Consider the following 18,250-nt stretch of genomic DNA (forward strand, 5'->3'; position numbering starts at 1 on the left):
AAGGCAGCAATTGGCAGAAACATTGATGTTTCTGACTTCGGTTCAATGGAAAAAGCAGCTAAGATAAGGCTGCTTTTTGTTTTTAGCGAGACTTGATTTGTTACCTGTTGCACAGATTTGCCCACAGCTGGTTCAGAGTCTGAAACAGCATAACAAAGTGATTTTATCTGCGCCGCCCGGTGCAGGTAAATCAACCTACCTGCCGCTGTTTTTACTGAACCATGCCGATTTTGCTGGAAAAACTATTCTGCTGTTAGAACCCAGGCGACTTGCTGCTAAAAGCATTGCCAGTTATCTGGCCAGTCAGTTAAACGAAGCTGTGGGGCAGCAGGTTGGGTATCAAATTCGCCATGAAAAAAGTTACAGTAAAAATACCCGCTTATTAATAGTCACAGAAGGTGTGTTGATCCGAAAGATTCAGCAGGATCCTGAGCTTACAGGCATAGACCTGATTATCTTTGATGAATTTCATGAGCGTTCCGTACAAGCCGATTTAGCTTTGGCGTTGGCGCTGGAAGTGCAGCAACTGAATAGCGATTTGCAATTGCTGATCATGTCGGCGACTTTAGATCAGCACAAACTAGCACTAGCCTTAGACGCACCTGTGCTGAGCAGCGAAGGCCGAAGTTATCCGGTGGAGATTCTTTATCAAGCGCTTACAGCCGAACCAATCTGGTTACAAAGTGCCAGATTAAGCCTGCAAGCCAGCCTTAAACATCAGGGTAGTATCCTTACTTTTTTACCAGGCCAACGTGAGATTAATCAGGCCAGAGATTGGTTGCTGGAACACAACAAAGACAGTCGGTTAGATATTTATGCATTATCTGGTGCTTTAACTTTGGCCGAGCAGCAACAGGCTATAGCACCGAGCCCACAAGGGCGGCGCAAACTGGTACTGACCACCAATATTGCTGAAACCAGCTTGACCATCGAAGGTATTGAAGTGGTGGTGGATTCAGGTTTGTGTCGTCAGGCGGTGTATCACCCCAAACATGGCTTAACCCGTCTTGAAACTGTAGCCATCAGTCAGGCCGCAGCGGTGCAAAGAGCAGGTCGGGCAGGGCGTTTATCTGCTGGTATTTGTTATCGGCTTGACGGCGCTGAGCTGTGGCAACGCCGTGCCGCTTTTACCCCTGCGGCTGTATTGCAATCCGATTTAACCGCATTACTTTTGGACATTTCAGCCTGGGGCTGCTCAGCAGATCAATTATTCTGGCTGGATCAACCGCCTCAAGCCAATCTAAAGTCAGCCGCCTGGGTGTTGTTGCAACTTAAAGCCATCAATGACAAAGGCCAGATCACTGAATTTGGCCGACAGCTGTTAGCTACAGGTACTGAGCCACGACTAGCCGCTTTAGTGCTGCATGGCAAAGAGCTGGAGCAACAAGGTGAGCAAGGCGCTGCCTGGCTGGCAGTGGTGCTGGCCACTCTGCTGGAAAACCCAAACCGCAGCCGTGAACAGGATATAGACCAGGTGTTGCAGCAGCCTTTGTATGGCGCTCTCTTGCTGCAGGCAAAACAACTGGCACAACAGAATCAGATCCAGGTGAGCAACTATTTACCTCAGCATCTAACGGCTGCTTTATTAAGCCGTGCTTTTCCTGACCGTATTGCGTTGCAAAGAGGCAAGGGTTATCTGCTGACCAACAGCGCAGGTGCATTATTATTTCCTAATAGTCCCTTAGTTGGAGCTGAAGTGCTGGTGATCTGTGATTTGTATTTTGGTCAAAGTACACAAGTCAGTCTGGCCGCTCGCTGGACTATGGCGGAGCTGATGCAAGAGTGGCGGGCTGATTTACAGCAGCAGTCCTATGTAGGCTTTGACGCGCAGCAAGGCCGTTTTATTGCAGAGCAGCGTTTAATGCTGGGCTGTTGTGTGCTGGAACGTAAACCGCTGAATACAAAACTGACAGAGACAGAGCAGCAGCAAGCCTGGTTAGATTGGTTAAAGCAGCAAGGCTTGCAGGCGTTGCCATGGACTGAACAGGCATTGCAATTAAGGCACAGGCTGCAATTGATGCAGCGACTGATGCCGGAACATCAGTTAGCCAAAGTCGATGACGAAGCCTTGTGGGCAGATGCAGAGGTCTGGTTAGCTCCGGCCTTAGGCAGGTTTACAAAACTGAATGATTTGAATAAGTTAGACCTTTACACTTTATTGTGGCAACGTCTTAGTTACAAAGAGCAGCAACTGCTTACCAGCTGTATGCCAGACAGTTGGCGTTCAGCTGTAGGATCTATGATCCCTGTTCACTACAGCGATGAGGGAGAAGCTATTTTGTCTGTTCGAATTCAGGAAATGTTTGGTCAGCTTGAGACTCCTGCTGTGGCAAACGGGCGTTTAGCCATGAAAATTCATTTATTGTCGCCAGCGCGTCGCCCTTTACAGGTAACTCAGGATTTGGCCAGTTTCTGGGCCACTAGTTATGCTGAAGTGAAAAAGGAAATGAAGGGCCGTTACCCAAAACATTATTGGCCCGACAACCCAGCACAGGCTATGCCGACCAATAAAACTAAAAAAGCTATGCAAAAATGACACAAAAACAAAGCCGTACATCAAGAAAAAAACCATCAGCCAAAAATGCCAAACGCCCGCAATTTGCCAGACAAATGTTGTGGCTGGCGCTGAAAATTGGCCTGGTATTGCTGCTGACCTTATTTATTTATCTGATTTATCTGGATAGTAAAATTACCACCTTGTTCTCCAGTCATAAATGGCAATTTCCGGCTCAGGTTTATGCCCGCAGTCTGGAATTAATACCAGGTAAAAGTCTGACGCAAAAACAACTGATCAGCGAGCTGGAACTGCTGCAATACAGAGCTGTGGATAAAATTAATGGTCCTGGTCAATACAGTCAGAGTGGGACTAAAGTGACTGTGTTTCGCCGCGCCTTTCAGTTTGCCGATGGTTATGATCAGGAAGAAGTCTTTACTGTGTCCTTTGCCGGTCAAAGGGTGCACAATATTTATGATCATCAGCTGAAAAAGTCGGTACAAAAATCCCGGATTGAACCTCAGCTGGTGCAACATTTAGTCTCTTCAGAACAGGAAGACAGGGAAATGGTGACTCTGGCAGATATGCCGGAGCATATTAAACAGGCTTTGCTGACCATTGAAGATCGGGATTTCTATCAGCATCACGGTGTTTCTGTCTGGTCTGTTGTTCGTGCATTTTGGGCCAATTTAATGGCTGGACGTACAGTACAGGGCGGCTCAACCTTAACCCAGCAGTTAGCAAAAAACATGTATCTAACGGCGGATAAAACCATGATCCGCAAGGTGAACGAAGCACTGATCGCGTTAATTCTGGATTATCGTTACAGCAAGGATCAGATCCTTGAAGCTTATTTGAACGAAATTTTTATCGGCCAGTTCCACAGCAATGCTGTTCACGGTTTTGCGCTCGGTAGTAAGTTCTATTTCGGTAAACCTCTGGATGAGTTGTTGCCTGAAGAATATGCGTTGCTGGTGGCGATAGTCAAAGGTCCTTCTTATTACGACCCACGGCGTTTTGGCGCACGAGCTAAAGATCGCCGTGACCTGGTGCTGAAAATGCTTCACGCTGAAGAGTTGTTATCTGATGCTGATTATCAGCGCGCTGTTAGCAAACCGCTTGCTGTGATCCCTTTGGGGCATCATTTGAAAGGCCGTTCACCTTCTTATTTGGACGCTGTTAAACGTGAGCTGAAAAATTTAGTCACAGATCCAGCAGTGATTGAAGAAGGGATGAAGATATTTACCTACATGGATCCACAGGCTCAATTGGCGGCCGAGCAGGTTGTGAAACAACGTCTTTCAGAATTAGATAGCCAACTGGAAGCTGCTATGGTGGTGACGGATTATCAGGCGGGGTCGTACAAAGCTATAGTAGGAGGCAAGGCCGTGCATTTTGCCGGATATAACAGAGCCTTAGATGCCCGTCGTCAGATTGGCAGTATAGTAAAACCTGTGTTGTATCTGCAGGCTCTGAGCAGGCCGGAGCAATTTAGTCTGGCGACTATGCTCGATGACAGCCCTATTCATCTGAAGGGCAGCCAGGGCGGCTGGAGTCCACAGAACTTTGATAAAAAATTCCGTGGTCAGGTCACTTTAATCCAGGCCTTATCCGAATCACTCAATGTGCCAACAGTGCGTTTAGGTCTAAAACTGGGTTTACCTGCTTTGCGGGATGGTTTCAGCAAACTAGGGCTTGAACGTGAACTAAAAATGCAGCCTTCGGCATTTTTGGGGGCTGTAGAACTGACTCCTGCTGAAGTTGCTCAGCTTTATCAGGTGATTGCCAATAAAGGCCGTTATATAAAATTGGCGAGCATAGAGTCTATAACTAAAACAGATGGAACTATGCTGTATCAGCGCAGAAACATTGTGCAACAAAGAGTTACAGAAGAAGCTGATTATCTGTTGCAATATGCGATGCAACAAAGCACACGCAGTGGCACATCAAAAATACTAGCGAATCAGTTTGCTGGTATCCGTTTTGCCGGAAAAACCGGAACCTCCAGCGATCACAAAGACAGCTGGTTTACCGGTTTTGAGCATGAATCGTCCGTCACGGTCTGGTTAGGCCGGGATGACAATAAATCTATAGGTTTAACCGGGGGATCAGGTGCTTTAACTTTGTTCAGTCAGTATTTCAGAACTGTACCACCGAACTCTTTGTTCAGAGCTATACCACCTGATGTTACCTTAGGACGTTTTTCAGTAACAACGGGCAGGCCCGTGGCAGATGATTGTGACGGAACCATGTTGTTACCTAAAGTTGTCAGTGCGACACTCATTACAGAGTGCGAATAAACGGGAATTATTGACTTATGTCGTTCAGGCCAGAGAAACAGTTAAAAGTTGAAGAGTGGTGGTATTTGCCGCAGCTGGATAAGCTGGCAAAACTCAACAACAGGATGGAGGTCAGTGAGTTAGCTGATCTCGATCACCTGTGTCAAAGCGTACTCAATTTTTTCCTGATGAACCCAGGTCGCCTGATCAGCAAAGAAGAACTGTTAAAAGAAGTCTGGCAAATGACCTCAGTCACTGATGGTCGTGTTGCCGGGTAATCAGTATTTTGCGTGATGTGTTAGGGGATGATGTTAAATCACCTCGTTATATCGAAACTATTCCAAAGCGTGGTTATCGTTTTATTGCCAAAGTGATAGAGCAGGAACAACTGATAACCCCGGCTTCTGACGGTCAGGAAGAGCCTGCCAGTGCGGCGGAGCGGAAAATAAACCGTATCTGGTGGTCGAGCCTGACTGCCGCCACTGTATTACTCGCTGTGTTAGCCAGTTGGCTCTTTTGGCCTGGCGACCCTGACATTGAAAAACAAGCGCCTTTTGTGAACTGGAGTCCGGTGTCTTCGTTAGATGGTTTTGAGTATTATCCGGCTATATCGCCAGATAAGAACTTTATGGTTTATAGCTATAAAAAAAGCAAAGGCTATCCAAATGTTTTGATGTTACAGAACCTTAAAAATCATCAGGTGCGGCAGCTAACACAGGATGAATTTGATGATTTTGGAGCGAGCTGGCGACCAGATGGTAAGGCTATTGCTTATCAGCAATTGAAATATAGAGAGTTGTGTGAAATTCGTTTATTAACCTTTACTGGAGAGCCAGGGCAGTCTGCGACTAAAGATGAGCTACTAGCTACTTGTGGAAAAAACAGCGCTTCTTCGAGATTATCCTGGGCTCCTGATGGCAAATCGATACTTTTTAGTAGTGACGAAAATAATGCGCAGCGAATGGCAATCTTTTCATTGGATATTGCATCACTCAGTAAAACACAATTAGCGCTTCCCAGTAACTCCGGTATGGGCGATTTTGTTGCACGCTATTCTCACAATGGCGATAAAGTCGCCTTTTTACGTGATGTGGCTGGAAACTCTGTGCAGATTTGGTTGTTAGATTTATACAGTAGAGAAACATCGCTCTTGCTGCATATTAAACATAGTTATCCGGGCGATATTGCCTGGAGTCATAACGATGAACAGATTTATTATCCTGCCCGTAAGTGGAATATTGAAAGTGTGAATGTCAAAACTACTGAACAACGGACGGTCGCGTTAACTAATAATCAAGCCTCAGAGATTCTTTTAGGGGCTCCAGGTGAGCTATATGGAACTGTTGGTCGATATGGTAATTATTATATTAAGAAATTTAACAATCCTGTAATGAACCCACTTCCAACCGAAGAAATTGTTTTTAAATCCAACCGCAGTGAGCGTTTGGTCGAAGCTAACCCTACTTTAGATGGACCTACTGCTGCCGTATCTATGCGTACCGGCTTGCCCCAGGTTTGGTTATTTTACCCGGATGGTAAACAACAGATGATTAGCCAGTTTGAAAGTCCTGTGGTGATTTCGGATATGGAGTTTTCGGGTGATGGCAAGCAGTTGCTGGTGTTGATTGACCAGGAAGTCTGGTTATTTGATTTAACAGGTCAGGCCAAACGAATCAGTACAAAAGGGGATGTGGTAAAAAACCTAAGCTGGGGTCAGCAAACTAATACTGTATTTTATACGATTAACAACAAAGGTAATTGGCAGGTGATGTCTTACCAGTTAGATTCGGAAAACCCACCTGTAGCTTATCTGGATGGCGTTGATTTATTTGTCCAAAGCAAAGGCAGTAACCATCAGTTAAAACGCAGTACATTAACGGGTAAATACAGTATTTTGACAGAGCAGGGAGAAGAGTTATTAAGTGATGAAGTTCAGAGGTTGGTCTTTGCTGAGTCTTCTACGTTTTTGCTACAGGAAAACGGCCTGTATTTTTCTGCGATTAATGATCAGCAGCAAAGCCAGTTATATTTTTATTCTTACAAAGATAAAGCTCTGACCCCCCTCGCTTTGGTATCTGATTTGTATTCATCCCGTTTTTCTTTAAGTCATGATGGTCAATATATTTATATGGTGATAGGAGAGACTCAGGATTTAGATATAGCTAAATTAGAGCTAAAAACCATAAATTAATCATTAATTTATAATGATTTCATCAGTTTATGTATTTATCGATACCCGATACTGCAGTGGTCGAATTCAACCACTCTGATTGGAACCTAAATATGAAACTGATTAAATTTATCGCTGCCGCCACTGTAGTCGCTTCCACTTCCTTAGTTTCAGGCGGGAATGCAGCACCTGTTGGTGTGACCCAAGATGTGGCTATTATCTGTCCTGTCTGGCCACATTGCCGTGATGTAGAAATTGCAGAACAGACCATAGACGCAAATGAATTTATGAAGATACAAGCTATTCGCAAGGCCGTATAACTCTACCCTCTACTTTTCGTCTGAATTGGTTATAATCCGCCTACTTATTTATGTAGGCGGACCCTTATGCAACATACGGCAGACTACCTGACCTTTGGTCAATGGCGGTATCTGCGTACCATCGGACAATTACAACCTCTATCAGCTAGCGCTGATCCGGAGGTGTTGACATTGGAACCCCGGTTGCACAAATTATTAAACTTTTTCCTGGATCATAAAGATCTGGTGGTGAGTCGCGAACAAATTTTGTCAGGGGTTTGGGGCGAAGGTTTAGGCTCGGATGAATCCTTAACCCGTGCTATAGCCGCTCTGCGCCGAGCTCTGCAAGACAGCAGAGTGGAGCCGACTTATATCGCAACTTTGTCAAAAAAAGGCTACTGCTGGCTGGCTCCCGTAACAGAAATTGATGTGCCACCTGAGATTGAATCGCCACAGAACGCGGCAAACCCAACTCCAGCGGATCTGCTGAGCACCCAAAAAGCTATAGAGAACTGGCATCACACCAAGCAAAATAAATTAAAACGTATTCGCTATATCTGGTTCAGCACTTTAATACTGTTACTATTTAGCCTGAGTTTTGCATTATTGCTCAGTAAAATGAACGAAAAGGCTACTTTACCCCGTTATTTACAGGTCACACCTTTAAGTGCGCTTGATGGCAAAGAACAAAGCCCTTTATTGTCGAATGATCACTCTTTATTACTATTCCAGCACCAATTTCCTAACGATGTCAGTTGGCGTTGGGTTGCACAGCAACTTCCTTCGATGCAATCCCAACATAATGAACAAAGTTATCAGTTGCTCTCTCAGCCTCATTGGTTGAATACAGAACACATTATTTTTCGGGCGCAACAACAGCAAAAGTGCGCCTTTTGGCGTCAAAAAGTAAAGCATGGTTTTTCAGCTGCGGTGCCACTGTTTTCTTGTCATCAGTTTAGTGCGTCCGGACAAGCTGTCACTGCGGATGGTTTGTACTGGTTGGATTTAGATCCTGCCACAGGACAAACTCAGCTTTGGTTATGGCAAGAAGATTCGTCGCAACGTTTGTTGATGCAGTTTCCCGCGCAGTGGCGTGGCGTCAGTCATCTTATTGTCAGAGATAAAAAAGCTTATGCGCTGGCGCAAACAGGTTACAGCTATTCTTCATTGCTGGAATTGGATTTAACGGATTTAGACTGGCGGGTGATTACTGAGTTTGATTTTGCTGCCAATCAACTTGCATGGTGGGGCGAACATGACTTATTGGTAAATAAGTCCGCCCAGCAACTTCAGGTGTGGTCGCTGCGAACCGGAAATAGCAGAGTATTTGGCGAAATGACCTTTAATCTGGCAGAGAGCTCAGTCTGGAAAGAATCGTTATTAGCGGTTTATCCAGCTCAGGCTGTTACAGACATAGGTCAATTACAATGGCAAGAGCATAATAGTCAATTTGTTACTTTACCTTTTGCCGAGAGTAACAGATCAGAGTTTTTACTGCAGGCACATCACGGTCAGTACTATTTCATCTCTGATCGCTCAGGACTGCCGCAAATCTGGCGCTCGCAAGGACAAAATACCCAGCAAATCAGTCAGTTTAAAACCCAACTCAGTATTCAGCAGTTGTTATGGCTTAATGATAAATTGTTGTTGCTGGTCGACAGGCAGTTATTTGAATTTTCAGAAACATCGTCAGAGCTAATACCTTTCAAAGAGAAGCTGGCTGGAAGTGAGCGTTTTGTGGTCTGTGACAACACTTTGTATTGGACATCTAAGGACCAAAAAGGTTGGGCTTTAAATCGTCTTGAACAAGGAAAAAACAAAGAGTTACTCAGAGACGTTGTCAATGTCGGCTGTGGACCAGGACAAAGTCTGGTGTTACAGCAACAGGATTCGCTTTATGTCAGGCAGTGGCTGCAAGGTCAAACCATCACTTTGCCTATACAAATTAATTGGCGCAACACGGATGCATCTGCTTGGGCAAGCACAGATACAGGGTTGTACTGGTTATCAGCAAACGGAACCGTGTTGAATTATTATGGCTGGGTGAATCGACAACAGCAGCAATGGCCGCTTCCTGAACATGCACAGGCTTTGGTTTCAGGACTTGATGGAACTTTGTTTGTGCAGCAATTCAGGGCTCAGGATACAGATATTGTCTGGTTGCATCCTGAGCCTGTTGAATAACTCTTATGCTTTTAGCTGGATAAAGGCTTTTTTAGCTGCGGCTATAGTATACGCAAGGTCGTCGTCACTATGAGCTATCGACAAGAAACCTGCTTCATAAGCTGAAGGTGCCAGATAAACCCCTTGATCTAACATCAGATGAAAGAAACGTTTAAAGGCTGCGATATCACACTGAGTGGCTTGCTGGTAGTTAGTGATTTGTGCTTCCTTGCTAAAAAATACACCAAACATACCGCCGACCTGGGTGGTCGCTAATGGAATACCTACTTCTTTAGCAACTGCTGCTAAACCTTCAATCAGCTGTGTGGTTTTGGCTGTTAAAACATCATACACACCAGGTTTACGGATTTCTGTCAGTGCTGCTAAACCAGCGGCCATAGCAATGGGATTACCGGATAAGGTACCTGCCTGATAGACGCCACCTAAAGGCGCTATATGCTGCATAATATCGCGACGACCACCAAAAGCGCCCACTGGCATACCGCCACCGATAATTTTGCCTAAGGTCGTCAGGTCAGGTTTGATGTTGTAATAAGCCTGAGCTCCGCCTAAAGCCACCCGGAACCCCGTCATTACTTCATCAAAAATCAGCACTGCACCGTATTGATCACACAGAGCTCGCAGACCTTCTAAAAAGCCCGGAGCTGGGGGGATGCAGTTCATATTGCCAGCCACAGGTTCGACAATAATACAGGCCAGATCAGCACCTTGTTCGGCAAAAATCTGTTTCACTTGCTCTAAGTTATTAAACTCTGCGGTCAGGGTATATTTGGCAAAATCAGCAGGGACGCCAGGAGAATTGGGCACACCCAGAGTTAAAGCACCTGAGCCGGCTTTAACCAATAAAGAGTCAGCATGGCCGTGGTAACAGCCTTCAAATTTTAAAATACTGTCACGGCCGGTAAAACCTCGGGCCAAACGAATAGCGCTCATGGTCGCTTCTGTGCCTGAGCTGACCATACGGACCATTTCCATGCTGGGCACTAATTCACAGATGGTTTCAGCCATAGTGATTTCAGCAGGGCAAGGCGCACCAAAACTTAAACCTTTTTCTGCAGCTTTGACTACAGCTTCACGGATCGCTGGGTGATTATGCCCTAGCAACATTGGGCCCCAGGACCCTATATAGTCGATATACTTTTTGCCATCGACATCGTACAAATAAGCCCCGTTGGCGCTATCAATAAAAACAGGTGTACCGCCAACGCTTTTAAAAGCGCGAACTGGTGAATTCACGCCACCTGGAATGGTGTTCTGCGCTTGTTGAAATAATTGTTCTGACTTGGACATAAAAGATCCTTAAAACCAAAGCTCTAAAACAAAGCCGGGCCTAAAGCCCGACTTAAAGATAACTGTATTGTGCATTATTTATTGCTGTACCAAGGTACTTCGCGTTCGTATTTAGTCACCAACTGTTCTACACCTAAAGTTAAAGCAAACAACGCCATACGAACCAAAACGCCATTGTCAGCCTGGCGGAAAATGGCCAGATTCGGGTTCAGGTTTAAGTCGTTATCCAATTCATTGGCTTCGATACGGGAATCCCGTGGTAGCGGATGCATAATGACGGTATTGGATTTACAGTGTTTGGTGTAAATATCCTGATTTAAGCGGAATTTTCCGCGGTATTTATTGGCTTCTTCCTGTGAGGGGAAACGCTCTTCCTGAATACGGGTTTGATAGACAATATCTGCATTCAGATGACCAGCTAATTGATCAGTCACTGTCACTCTGTGGCCTGCGTTTTCAATCAGGGAAACAATATCATCCGGCATAGCCAGCTCATTGGGTGCTATCAGCGTGAACTGGATGTTTTTATACAGTGCCAGTAACTTGGATAACGAATGCACAGTGCGGCCAAACTTTAAATCGCCAATCATGGCGATATGCATACCATCTATAGGTTGTTGTGAGGCGGCCAGCTCTTTTTCTATAGTAAATAAATCCAATAAAGCTTGGGTGGGATGCTCATTCGCACCGTCACCACCGTTTAACACCGGCACGCGACTGCCTTCAGCAAATTCAGCCACTGAACCTGCTTGCGGATGACGCATGGCGATTACATCGCTGTAACTGCTGATCACCCGTGCTGTATCAAACAAGGATTCGCCTTTAGATAAAGCCGAGGATTGCATACCTGTGGTTTCGCGAACTTCACCGCCCAACAGGTTGAACGCGCAACCAAAGCTGACACGAGTTCTGGTGCTGGGTTCGAAAAACAGATTGCCTAAAATAGCTCCTTCAAGCACAGTCGTGCGCTTCTGCCGTTTGGCATAAGGTTCCATGCTTCGGGCGATATCAAAAACTTGCTGAATTTTGTCGCGGTCAAACTGTTTGACGGAGAGGATGTGTTCGCCTTTAAAGCTCATACTGGGTGCTCATCTGCTAGAGGTTGCGGGGGCGCCGAAACTGGCTGAAAGTCGACGCCTATAATAGCAAATAAGGTGCTTTAAATCAGCCTAGAGTGGCTTTAAAATCGCCAGAAAAATGATGCCAAACAATAACAGCACGGGAAACTCATTAAAGAAGCGGTAAAATTTGCTGCTTTTGCTGTTTTTGCCCAGCTTAAAGTCGCTTAACAGCTTAAAGCAATACCCGTGATAGATATAAAGTAAGGTGACCAACACTAACTTGTAATGCAGCCAGCTGCTCGCAGCAAACCAGGCTGAACCATACAGATGAATCAGCCAGAGGCCAAATACCAGCGTTAGCACCGCAAAAGGTGTGACAAAATAAAGTAATCGCCTCTCCATCACTTTAAACTGAGTATCGACTGCCGGGTTTTTGTTGTCAGCGTGATACACAAACAAGCGCGGCAGGTAAAAAATGCCTGCAAACCAGGCCACCATAAAACTGACATGTAATGCTTTAATAATGAGTAATGTATTCATCAGATTAAATTGTTCTGTTTAGTTAAAAGAGCTCGAACCTGTTCCCAGCGGATCAGGCCCAACAATTGTTCAGGCATTTGTGGATCGTAAATGTAAACAACGCCGCCTTTTTGTTCGTCCAGTAGCGTATGTACTTCTGCCATAGTAGCCTGATGGCTTAAACCCTGCAGGGGCTGATGCACTAAGGTCGCTTGCCCTGTCATCGAAGCGTCCAAATCATAATCAATCAACAAGAAAGGCTGTTCCGGATTGTTGGTCTTTTGCAGTAGCAATTGGTGGGCAGGTTTGTTGGCCAGAATAGTTTCAATTTGACTGTCTTCAGACGCTGATAGCACCAAATACTCTTTATCCAACATCGCCAGAACCCCGACCTTTTGCAGCACGTCATCCGCAGGCGCCAGTTTATAGGGCAGTTGTTGCAGTTCTAATTGCAATACAAAAATCGATTTGTTTTTAAATAACTGCACTGTAGTGACATAAGCGCAGGTAATGACCAGCATGGCTGGTACTATGATATCCGGGTTGTAGGACAGCTCCATCACGGCCACCAAAGCGGCCAGAGGAGCGTGTAAAGTGGCAGCCATAAAACCTGCCATACCCAAAGTGGCATAAGTACCGGATAAACTGGCGTCTCCTGACACAAATACCGGTAAAAACGCCAATAAAGTACCAGCTAAAATTCCTATACCAAAGATTGGGCCCACCACCCCTCCAGGCACCGCCAGACCTACAGCTACTATGGTTAGCACAAACTTAGCCAGCAATATAGTCAGTAATAACCAGAATTCAGTCGAGGCGGTCACAGCATAAAATATGGCACCTGTTTCTGCCCCCATCGCCTGAGGAACCAGATGACCTATGGCAGCGGTAATACTGGCGGCTAACAACAGCTTCAGCGCTAAATGCCAGTTCTGGAACCACTTTAAAATGCGCCAGATACTTTGGTTAAAGACATAAGCACCAGCGCCTATGGCGATACCACAAAGTACCAGATAAGGCAGATGCCAGCCACTGATTGAGATAATTTTCAGTGCCGCCAAATCATTGCCCATACCAAAGACGCCTCGGGTTAATAAAGCTCCAACCACTGAAGCCAGCATCACGGGCACAAAGACATGAATACGATATTCCCTTAGTACCACTTCCATCACAAAAATGACCGCGGCCAAAGGCGTATTAAAGGATGCTGAAATAGCGGCCGCTATGCCACAACCAGCCAGAATACGGATGCTGTTGTATGGTAAGTGCAAATATTGACCAAGCAAGCCAGCGCCAAAAGCGCCCAAATGTACTGAAGGGCCTTCACGACCTACAGAAAAACCACTGGTCAGCGCTATGATGCCGCCAAAAAACTGATTAAAAGTATTCCAGAACGGAATGACCCCGTAGCGGGTTTTAATACGATGGATCACATAGGAAATGCCCATACGATAATGCGACAGTCCAACTAACATCGCCATGATGCTGATAAGTCCGGCTGCGATAAAAGGCAAAGTCCAACGGTAGCCTTCGGCTATGCCGGAAAAGTCGTCAGTACGCTCCAAAAAGAAACTTTGGATGCCGATAATAGTCAGACGAAACAGCAGAATGATCAGAGCAGCTAACAAACCTGCCACTATGGCTAACAGGCATAATTGTACCGAAGTAAGAGGGAAAGCTAATCGAAGTCTTAATTTTGCTTGCCAGTCCGCTGGTAGTAACATGCTATAGTGTCTGAGTCTGAGATAGACAAAGTGTAACATATACCCACACGAATTGAAGTTCTGGCATTTCGGGTATAACTAATTGAGTAGATTGATGAATCGTATGCAGTTTTTGCTTTGGCTTAAAAGTAGCTGGAGACAGGTTTTGGTCACAGTTGGTCTGATGGGACTTGCTGCTTTGGCTGGGCAGATATTTGGTAATTATTATTATGTGCAGCAGGTAAACCTGCTGTCGTCCAAACTGGAAGAAAGTCAGAAAAAAACCAACAGCCTGACCGCGAGTCTGAATGAGCAGCTAAAACAGAATGACTATCTGACTGCTGAGTTAGCCGTAGAAAAAAGTGCAGGACAGCTGATCCAACAAGAACTGAAAGCGGAGCAGCAAAAGCTGTTTGATACCCGCAAAGACCTGGCATTTTACCAGCGTATTATTTCTCCTGAATTACAAGCAGACAGCTTGATTATCGACAGTTTCAGCATCAGTCCTGGCACTTCGGCTAATAGCTACAGATTTAATCTGGTGCTTATTCAGCAAGATAAACAACGTAATTTTGCTAAGGGCACAGTGGATTTGAAACTGCATGGTTTTGCGGGGGATAAAAGGGATACGCTGGATCTATTGCAATTAGCAGGTTTCAAGAAAAGTGATAAGGCCTTCAGCTTTAAGTATTTTCAGATTATTGAAGGCGAGTTTTCGCTGCCCGAAGGCTTTAAACCTGAAAAAGTAGACGTTGCGTTGAAGGTTGCAGCTGCGCGCTCAGCCAAGTCAGCCAAAGTGGACAAGAACTTTTTTTGGCCTACCGAACAGCCTGCCGAAATACTTGAATAAATTAGTCAGGTATTAGATAATCCGCGCCCAGTTATACCGGAGGACACATGTCAGAGTTACAGCTTCCTATTCAGTTCACAGACGCCGCCGCCAATAAAGTATTGGCCCTGGTCACCGAAGAGGAAAACCCTGAGTTAAAACTGCGGGTTTACATCACAGGTGGCGGCTGTTCAGGCTTCCAGTACGGTTTTACTTTTGATGAAAAAGTAAATGAAGGTGATTTGGTTGTCGAAAAAAATGGCGTGGTCATGGTGGTTGATCCGATGAGCTTGCAGTATCTGGTCGGTGGTGTGGTCGATTACACTGACGGCTTGCAAGGCAGCCGTTTTGTCGTGCAAAACCCAAATGCAACAACAACCTGTGGTTGTGGTTCAAGCTTTTCCGTTTAGTACCTCTGCAATTCATCCACTGATAAAAAGGCTTCTGCAGTGCAGAGGCCTTTTTAGTTTTTGTTCCCTGATCATCTTGTTCAGCCAGCAGTCAGACCTGTTGTGGAAACATGATTGCAACAGACTTGCATCCATTGCTGTACTGTAATCAAAACTGTTCGTTCCTGTAATTGCTGCAGTTCGATTATTCGACAAAACCGGACGATAAGTGACTATTTTTTCAGCCCCGCAACTATACGCTCTGAACAAGCTATGGTTTAATGAAATGCTTTTTTTGCTTATTGGGACATTCCCTAAGCTTTTGGATTTTTTTGGCAGGAAGTTTAAGTCGTAAACATAAGGCGTTCGCACGCCGGGAGAACAACAAATGAAAGGTACTAAAAGCGTTATTTCAGACGAAAATAAAAGATTGTGTGTATGGCTGAAGCGTCAGCGTCAGGAAAAAGGCCATACGATGCGTAGTTTGTCAGAAATTTTAGGCACACCGCATTCTTTTATTGGTAAGGTTGAAAATCAGGAACGTCGTCTTGATGTTGTTGAATATGTTCGTTATTGCCAGGCTTTAGCTATCGATCCTATGGATGGATTAAAGCAAGTTCTGATTGAAGCTTAATCTGCTTTCATCTAAAAAAACGTCGCATTACTGCGGCGTTTTTTTTATCAACATTAAACAAAGCAAAATAGCAGGCAAGCCCATCAGTGCTGTCATCACAAAAAAAGCTTGATAGTCCATGACTTCAACCCAGCCCCCGGAAAATCCACCAAGGAATTTAGGTAATAACAACATCAGGGAACTAAAGAGTGCGTATTGAGTGGCAGTAAAAGCCAAATTCACTAATGACGACAGATAAGCAATAAAAGCGCTAGTTGCTATGCCTGCACTTAAATTATCAGCAGAGATCACTGCGACTAGCAATGGAATGTTGTGACCCTGGGTACTCAGGTAACAATAAAGCAAATTGGTACATGCACTAAGTAAGGAGCCCAGCAACAATATTCGCAAGGTACCAAAGCTGTTAATCAGTAAACCACCTAAAGCTGCACCAAGCAAAGTCATCAGTACACCGAATATTTTAGATACACTCGCAACTTCTTCTTTAGTAAAGCCCATGTCCACATAAAACACATTGGCCATCACTCCCATCACTACATCTGAGACGCGATAACAAGCGATTAAACTCAAGATCAGCAAGGCATTCAGACCATGACGGGCAAAAAAATCGACAAAAGGGCCTATCACAGCCACCTTAAGCCAGTTCAGCAGTTTTTGGCCGATAGAGCTTTCGGCTGTACTGACTCTGATTTGAGATTCAACAACAGGTTCGGGTGAGAGTAGGGTGGTTAGCAAGCCTAAAGTCATACAAGCGGCCATCACCAGATAAGTGGACTGCCATGCCTGAAGATCGTAATCCGTATTCTCGCTGCTGAATATAGCTGCTATCCATAAGGTACCAGCTGATGAGAAAATCATCGCTAGTCGATAACCGGCCAGATAGGCGGCAGCAAGCACAGCCTGCAAGCGCTCTGGCGCTGCTTCAATACGATAGGCATCTATAGTGATATCCTGAGTGGCTGACGCTATGGCGAGCAATACAGCACACAAAGCCATCCATTTCAGTTCTGTCTGTGGATCCATACTGGCCATTAAAACTACCGCCAGAATGATCAGGCATTGCGATAACATCAGCCAGCTACGCCTTCTGCCAAGCCAGTGTTTCAGACCTGGCAGACTTAAATGGTCAATCAGGGGGGACCAGATAAATTTAATGGCATAAACCATAACCACCCAGCTGAAATAGCCTATTTGTTCACGCGAGACACCAGCTTCTCTGAGCCAGAATGATAAAACTCCAAACACCAGCATTAACGGCAAACCACCGGAAAAACCTAGAATAAAAATGGTTAACACTCTGCGCTGAAAGTAAACTTTTAAGGAGGAGACAAAAGCAGCAATAGCAGACAAGACAGCAGCCCGTGAAAAAAACATGAAACCAGCTTACAGCTTCAATAAATTAGATCAAGGCCTTACACCCACACAATGACAAGGCAGCTGGCCGTAACCATGCAAAAAACTCAGGCAATAACGTAATTCCCGGCGTATTTGAGTATTTTGTTTGAGTTCAGGTTCTGACCAGTATTCAATCTGGTACAACAGATGCCAGAACACTTGTTCGCGCAAGGTTTCAGGACGCCAGCTTCCGATCCGTAGCTGCGACCATTCCTCTAATGTATCCCAGACGAATAAATGCAGTTCCCTGTGAGGTAAATGGCCACGCAGGAAGCGGGAAAGGTAAAAAATCAACTGTCGTGATTTTTGTTCAATAAAGGGCTCTAACATAGGTCTGATCCCTGTCAGAGCTGGCACCGCGCCAGCTCTGTGCGCTCAGAGCAAGTATAGTCAGACTTTATTGTTCTGGCTGTAAAATCACTTGTTTTAAAATGATGGGTTGCTTGGGCACATTTTGCCAGCCAGTTTTTTCGTCGGTATGAGTTTCCAGCAGTTTTATTTTTTCCAGAACTTCAAAGCCATCCTGAATTTGGCCAAAGACTGTGTACCCCCAGTTTTTGCCAGGATCCAGACTTGGGTTGTCGTTCAGATTAAAAAAGAACTGGCTGGTTGCGCTGTGAGGATCGTTGTTTCTGGCCATAGCTATACTGCCAAACTGATTTTTGGCGCCATTGCCTGATTCATTAAACACAGCGGGAAACTCAGCTACCGGCGCCATATCAGGCTTATAGCCGCCCCCTTGTACTACAAACTCAGGTTCCAGCCGGTGAAATACTGTGTTGTCATAAGCTTTGATATTGACGTAACTTAGAAAATTATTCACCGCTAAAGGCGCTTTAGTTCTGTCCAGTTCGACCAGGATGTCACCTACTGAGGTCACCAGTTTTACTTTGGGAAACAGGTTGTTTTGCTGGACATATTTGCCTGTTGGCTTTTTCATATCAACAGCAGCCAATGCTGAGACAGAAAACAGGGCAACTAAAGCTAATGTAATGAAACGCATA

At 45.2% G+C, this 18,250-nt stretch carries 16 protein-coding genes; 9 read left to right on the forward strand and 7 right to left on the reverse strand.

Annotated elements, in window-relative coordinates; all coding sequences use genetic code 11:
• The first annotated feature begins 76 nt into the window (after window positions 1-76).
• The 6 genes from hrpB (at window position 77) to WH43_RS16235 (ending at window position 9,426) form a co-directional block, all read left to right on the forward strand.
• Complete coding sequence (hrpB, locus tag WH43_RS16210; protein ID WP_286049863.1) at window positions 77-2,536, forward strand: ATP-dependent helicase HrpB; 2,460 nt, start codon at window positions 77-79, stop codon at window positions 2,534-2,536.
• Complete coding sequence (gene mrcB, locus WH43_RS16215) at window positions 2,533-4,794, forward strand: penicillin-binding protein 1B (protein ID WP_053425633.1); 2,262 nt, start codon at window positions 2,533-2,535, stop codon at window positions 4,792-4,794. Before hrpB ends, mrcB begins: the two co-directional genes overlap by 4 nt.
• 17 nt (window positions 4,795-4,811) lie before the next feature.
• Entirely contained in the window at window positions 4,812-5,051 is a 240-nt protein-coding gene (locus WH43_RS16220; RefSeq protein ID WP_053425634.1) for a winged helix-turn-helix domain-containing protein, read from the forward strand.
• Between the two features lie 8 nt (window positions 5,052-5,059).
• Window positions 5,060-6,964, forward strand: a complete 1,905-nt coding sequence (locus WH43_RS16225; protein WP_053425635.1) for a PD40 domain-containing protein — start codon at window positions 5,060-5,062, stop codon at window positions 6,962-6,964.
• Between the two features lie 92 nt (window positions 6,965-7,056).
• Complete coding sequence (locus tag WH43_RS16230) at window positions 7,057-7,263, forward strand: hypothetical protein (RefSeq protein WP_053425636.1); 207 nt, start codon at window positions 7,057-7,059, stop codon at window positions 7,261-7,263.
• Between the two features lie 66 nt (window positions 7,264-7,329).
• The gene (locus WH43_RS16235) at window positions 7,330-9,426 is read left to right on the forward strand and encodes a winged helix-turn-helix domain-containing protein (RefSeq protein WP_053425637.1); all 2,097 of its coding nucleotides are present in this window, start codon (window positions 7,330-7,332) and stop codon (window positions 9,424-9,426) included.
• A gap of 3 nt (window positions 9,427-9,429) precedes the next feature.
• Here the strand turns inward: WH43_RS16235 and hemL are convergent, their stop codons facing one another.
• The 4 genes from hemL to WH43_RS16255 all read right to left on the reverse strand — a co-directional run bounded on the left by hemL (window position 9,430) and on the right by WH43_RS16255 (window position 14,020).
• On the reverse strand, window positions 9,430-10,716 hold the full coding sequence (gene hemL, locus WH43_RS16240) for a glutamate-1-semialdehyde 2,1-aminomutase (RefSeq protein ID WP_053425638.1): 1,287 nt from the start codon (window positions 10,714-10,716) through the stop codon (window positions 9,430-9,432).
• A 74-nt stretch (window positions 10,717-10,790) separates the two neighbouring features.
• A complete protein-coding gene (locus tag WH43_RS16245; protein WP_053425639.1) occupies window positions 10,791-11,795 on the reverse strand; it encodes an aspartate carbamoyltransferase in 1,005 nt (334 codons plus the stop codon).
• A 90-nt stretch (window positions 11,796-11,885) separates the two neighbouring features.
• A complete protein-coding gene (locus WH43_RS16250) occupies window positions 11,886-12,317 on the reverse strand; it encodes a CopD family protein (RefSeq protein ID WP_053425640.1) in 432 nt (143 codons plus the stop codon).
• Window positions 12,317-14,020, reverse strand: coding sequence for a chloride channel protein (locus tag WH43_RS16255; RefSeq protein ID WP_053425641.1), 1,704 nt, complete (start codon window positions 14,018-14,020; stop codon window positions 12,317-12,319). The genes WH43_RS16250 and WH43_RS16255 overlap by 1 nt, the downstream gene beginning before the upstream one ends.
• 145 nt (window positions 14,021-14,165) lie before the next feature.
• On the opposite strand from WH43_RS16255, the gene WH43_RS16260 reads away from it, so the two are divergent.
• The 3 genes from WH43_RS16260 to WH43_RS16270 all read left to right on the forward strand — a co-directional run bounded on the left by WH43_RS16260 (window position 14,166) and on the right by WH43_RS16270 (window position 15,851).
• A complete protein-coding gene (locus tag WH43_RS16260; protein ID WP_152342885.1) occupies window positions 14,166-14,849 on the forward strand; it encodes a DUF6776 family protein in 684 nt (227 codons plus the stop codon).
• A 47-nt stretch (window positions 14,850-14,896) separates the two neighbouring features.
• On the forward strand, window positions 14,897-15,238 hold the full coding sequence (gene erpA, locus WH43_RS16265; RefSeq protein WP_046518331.1) for an iron-sulfur cluster insertion protein ErpA: 342 nt from the start codon (window positions 14,897-14,899) through the stop codon (window positions 15,236-15,238).
• Between the two features lie 367 nt (window positions 15,239-15,605).
• Window positions 15,606-15,851, forward strand: a complete 246-nt coding sequence (locus WH43_RS16270) for a helix-turn-helix domain-containing protein (RefSeq protein WP_008897260.1) — start codon at window positions 15,606-15,608, stop codon at window positions 15,849-15,851.
• Window positions 15,852-15,878: 27 nt separating this feature from the next.
• Here WH43_RS16270 and WH43_RS16275 read toward each other — a convergent pair whose 3' ends face one another.
• From WH43_RS16275 to WH43_RS16285, 3 genes are all read right to left on the reverse strand, one after another.
• Window positions 15,879-17,225, reverse strand: a complete 1,347-nt coding sequence (locus WH43_RS16275; RefSeq protein ID WP_286049866.1) for an AmpG family muropeptide MFS transporter — start codon at window positions 17,223-17,225, stop codon at window positions 15,879-15,881.
• A 30-nt stretch (window positions 17,226-17,255) separates the two neighbouring features.
• A complete protein-coding gene (locus WH43_RS16280) occupies window positions 17,256-17,576 on the reverse strand; it encodes a hypothetical protein (RefSeq protein WP_053425643.1) in 321 nt (106 codons plus the stop codon).
• Window positions 17,577-17,643: 67 nt separating this feature from the next.
• Window positions 17,644-18,249 (reverse strand): peptidylprolyl isomerase, encoded by a 606-nt coding sequence (locus WH43_RS16285; RefSeq protein WP_053425644.1) that lies wholly within the window; start codon window positions 18,247-18,249, stop codon window positions 17,644-17,646.
• Window position 18,250 lies beyond the last annotated feature (1 nt).

Origin of the sequence: Rheinheimera sp. KL1 (assembly GCF_001275035.1) — a bacterium.
GTDB classification, from domain to species: domain Bacteria; phylum Pseudomonadota; class Gammaproteobacteria; order Enterobacterales; family Alteromonadaceae; genus Pararheinheimera; species Pararheinheimera tangshanensis.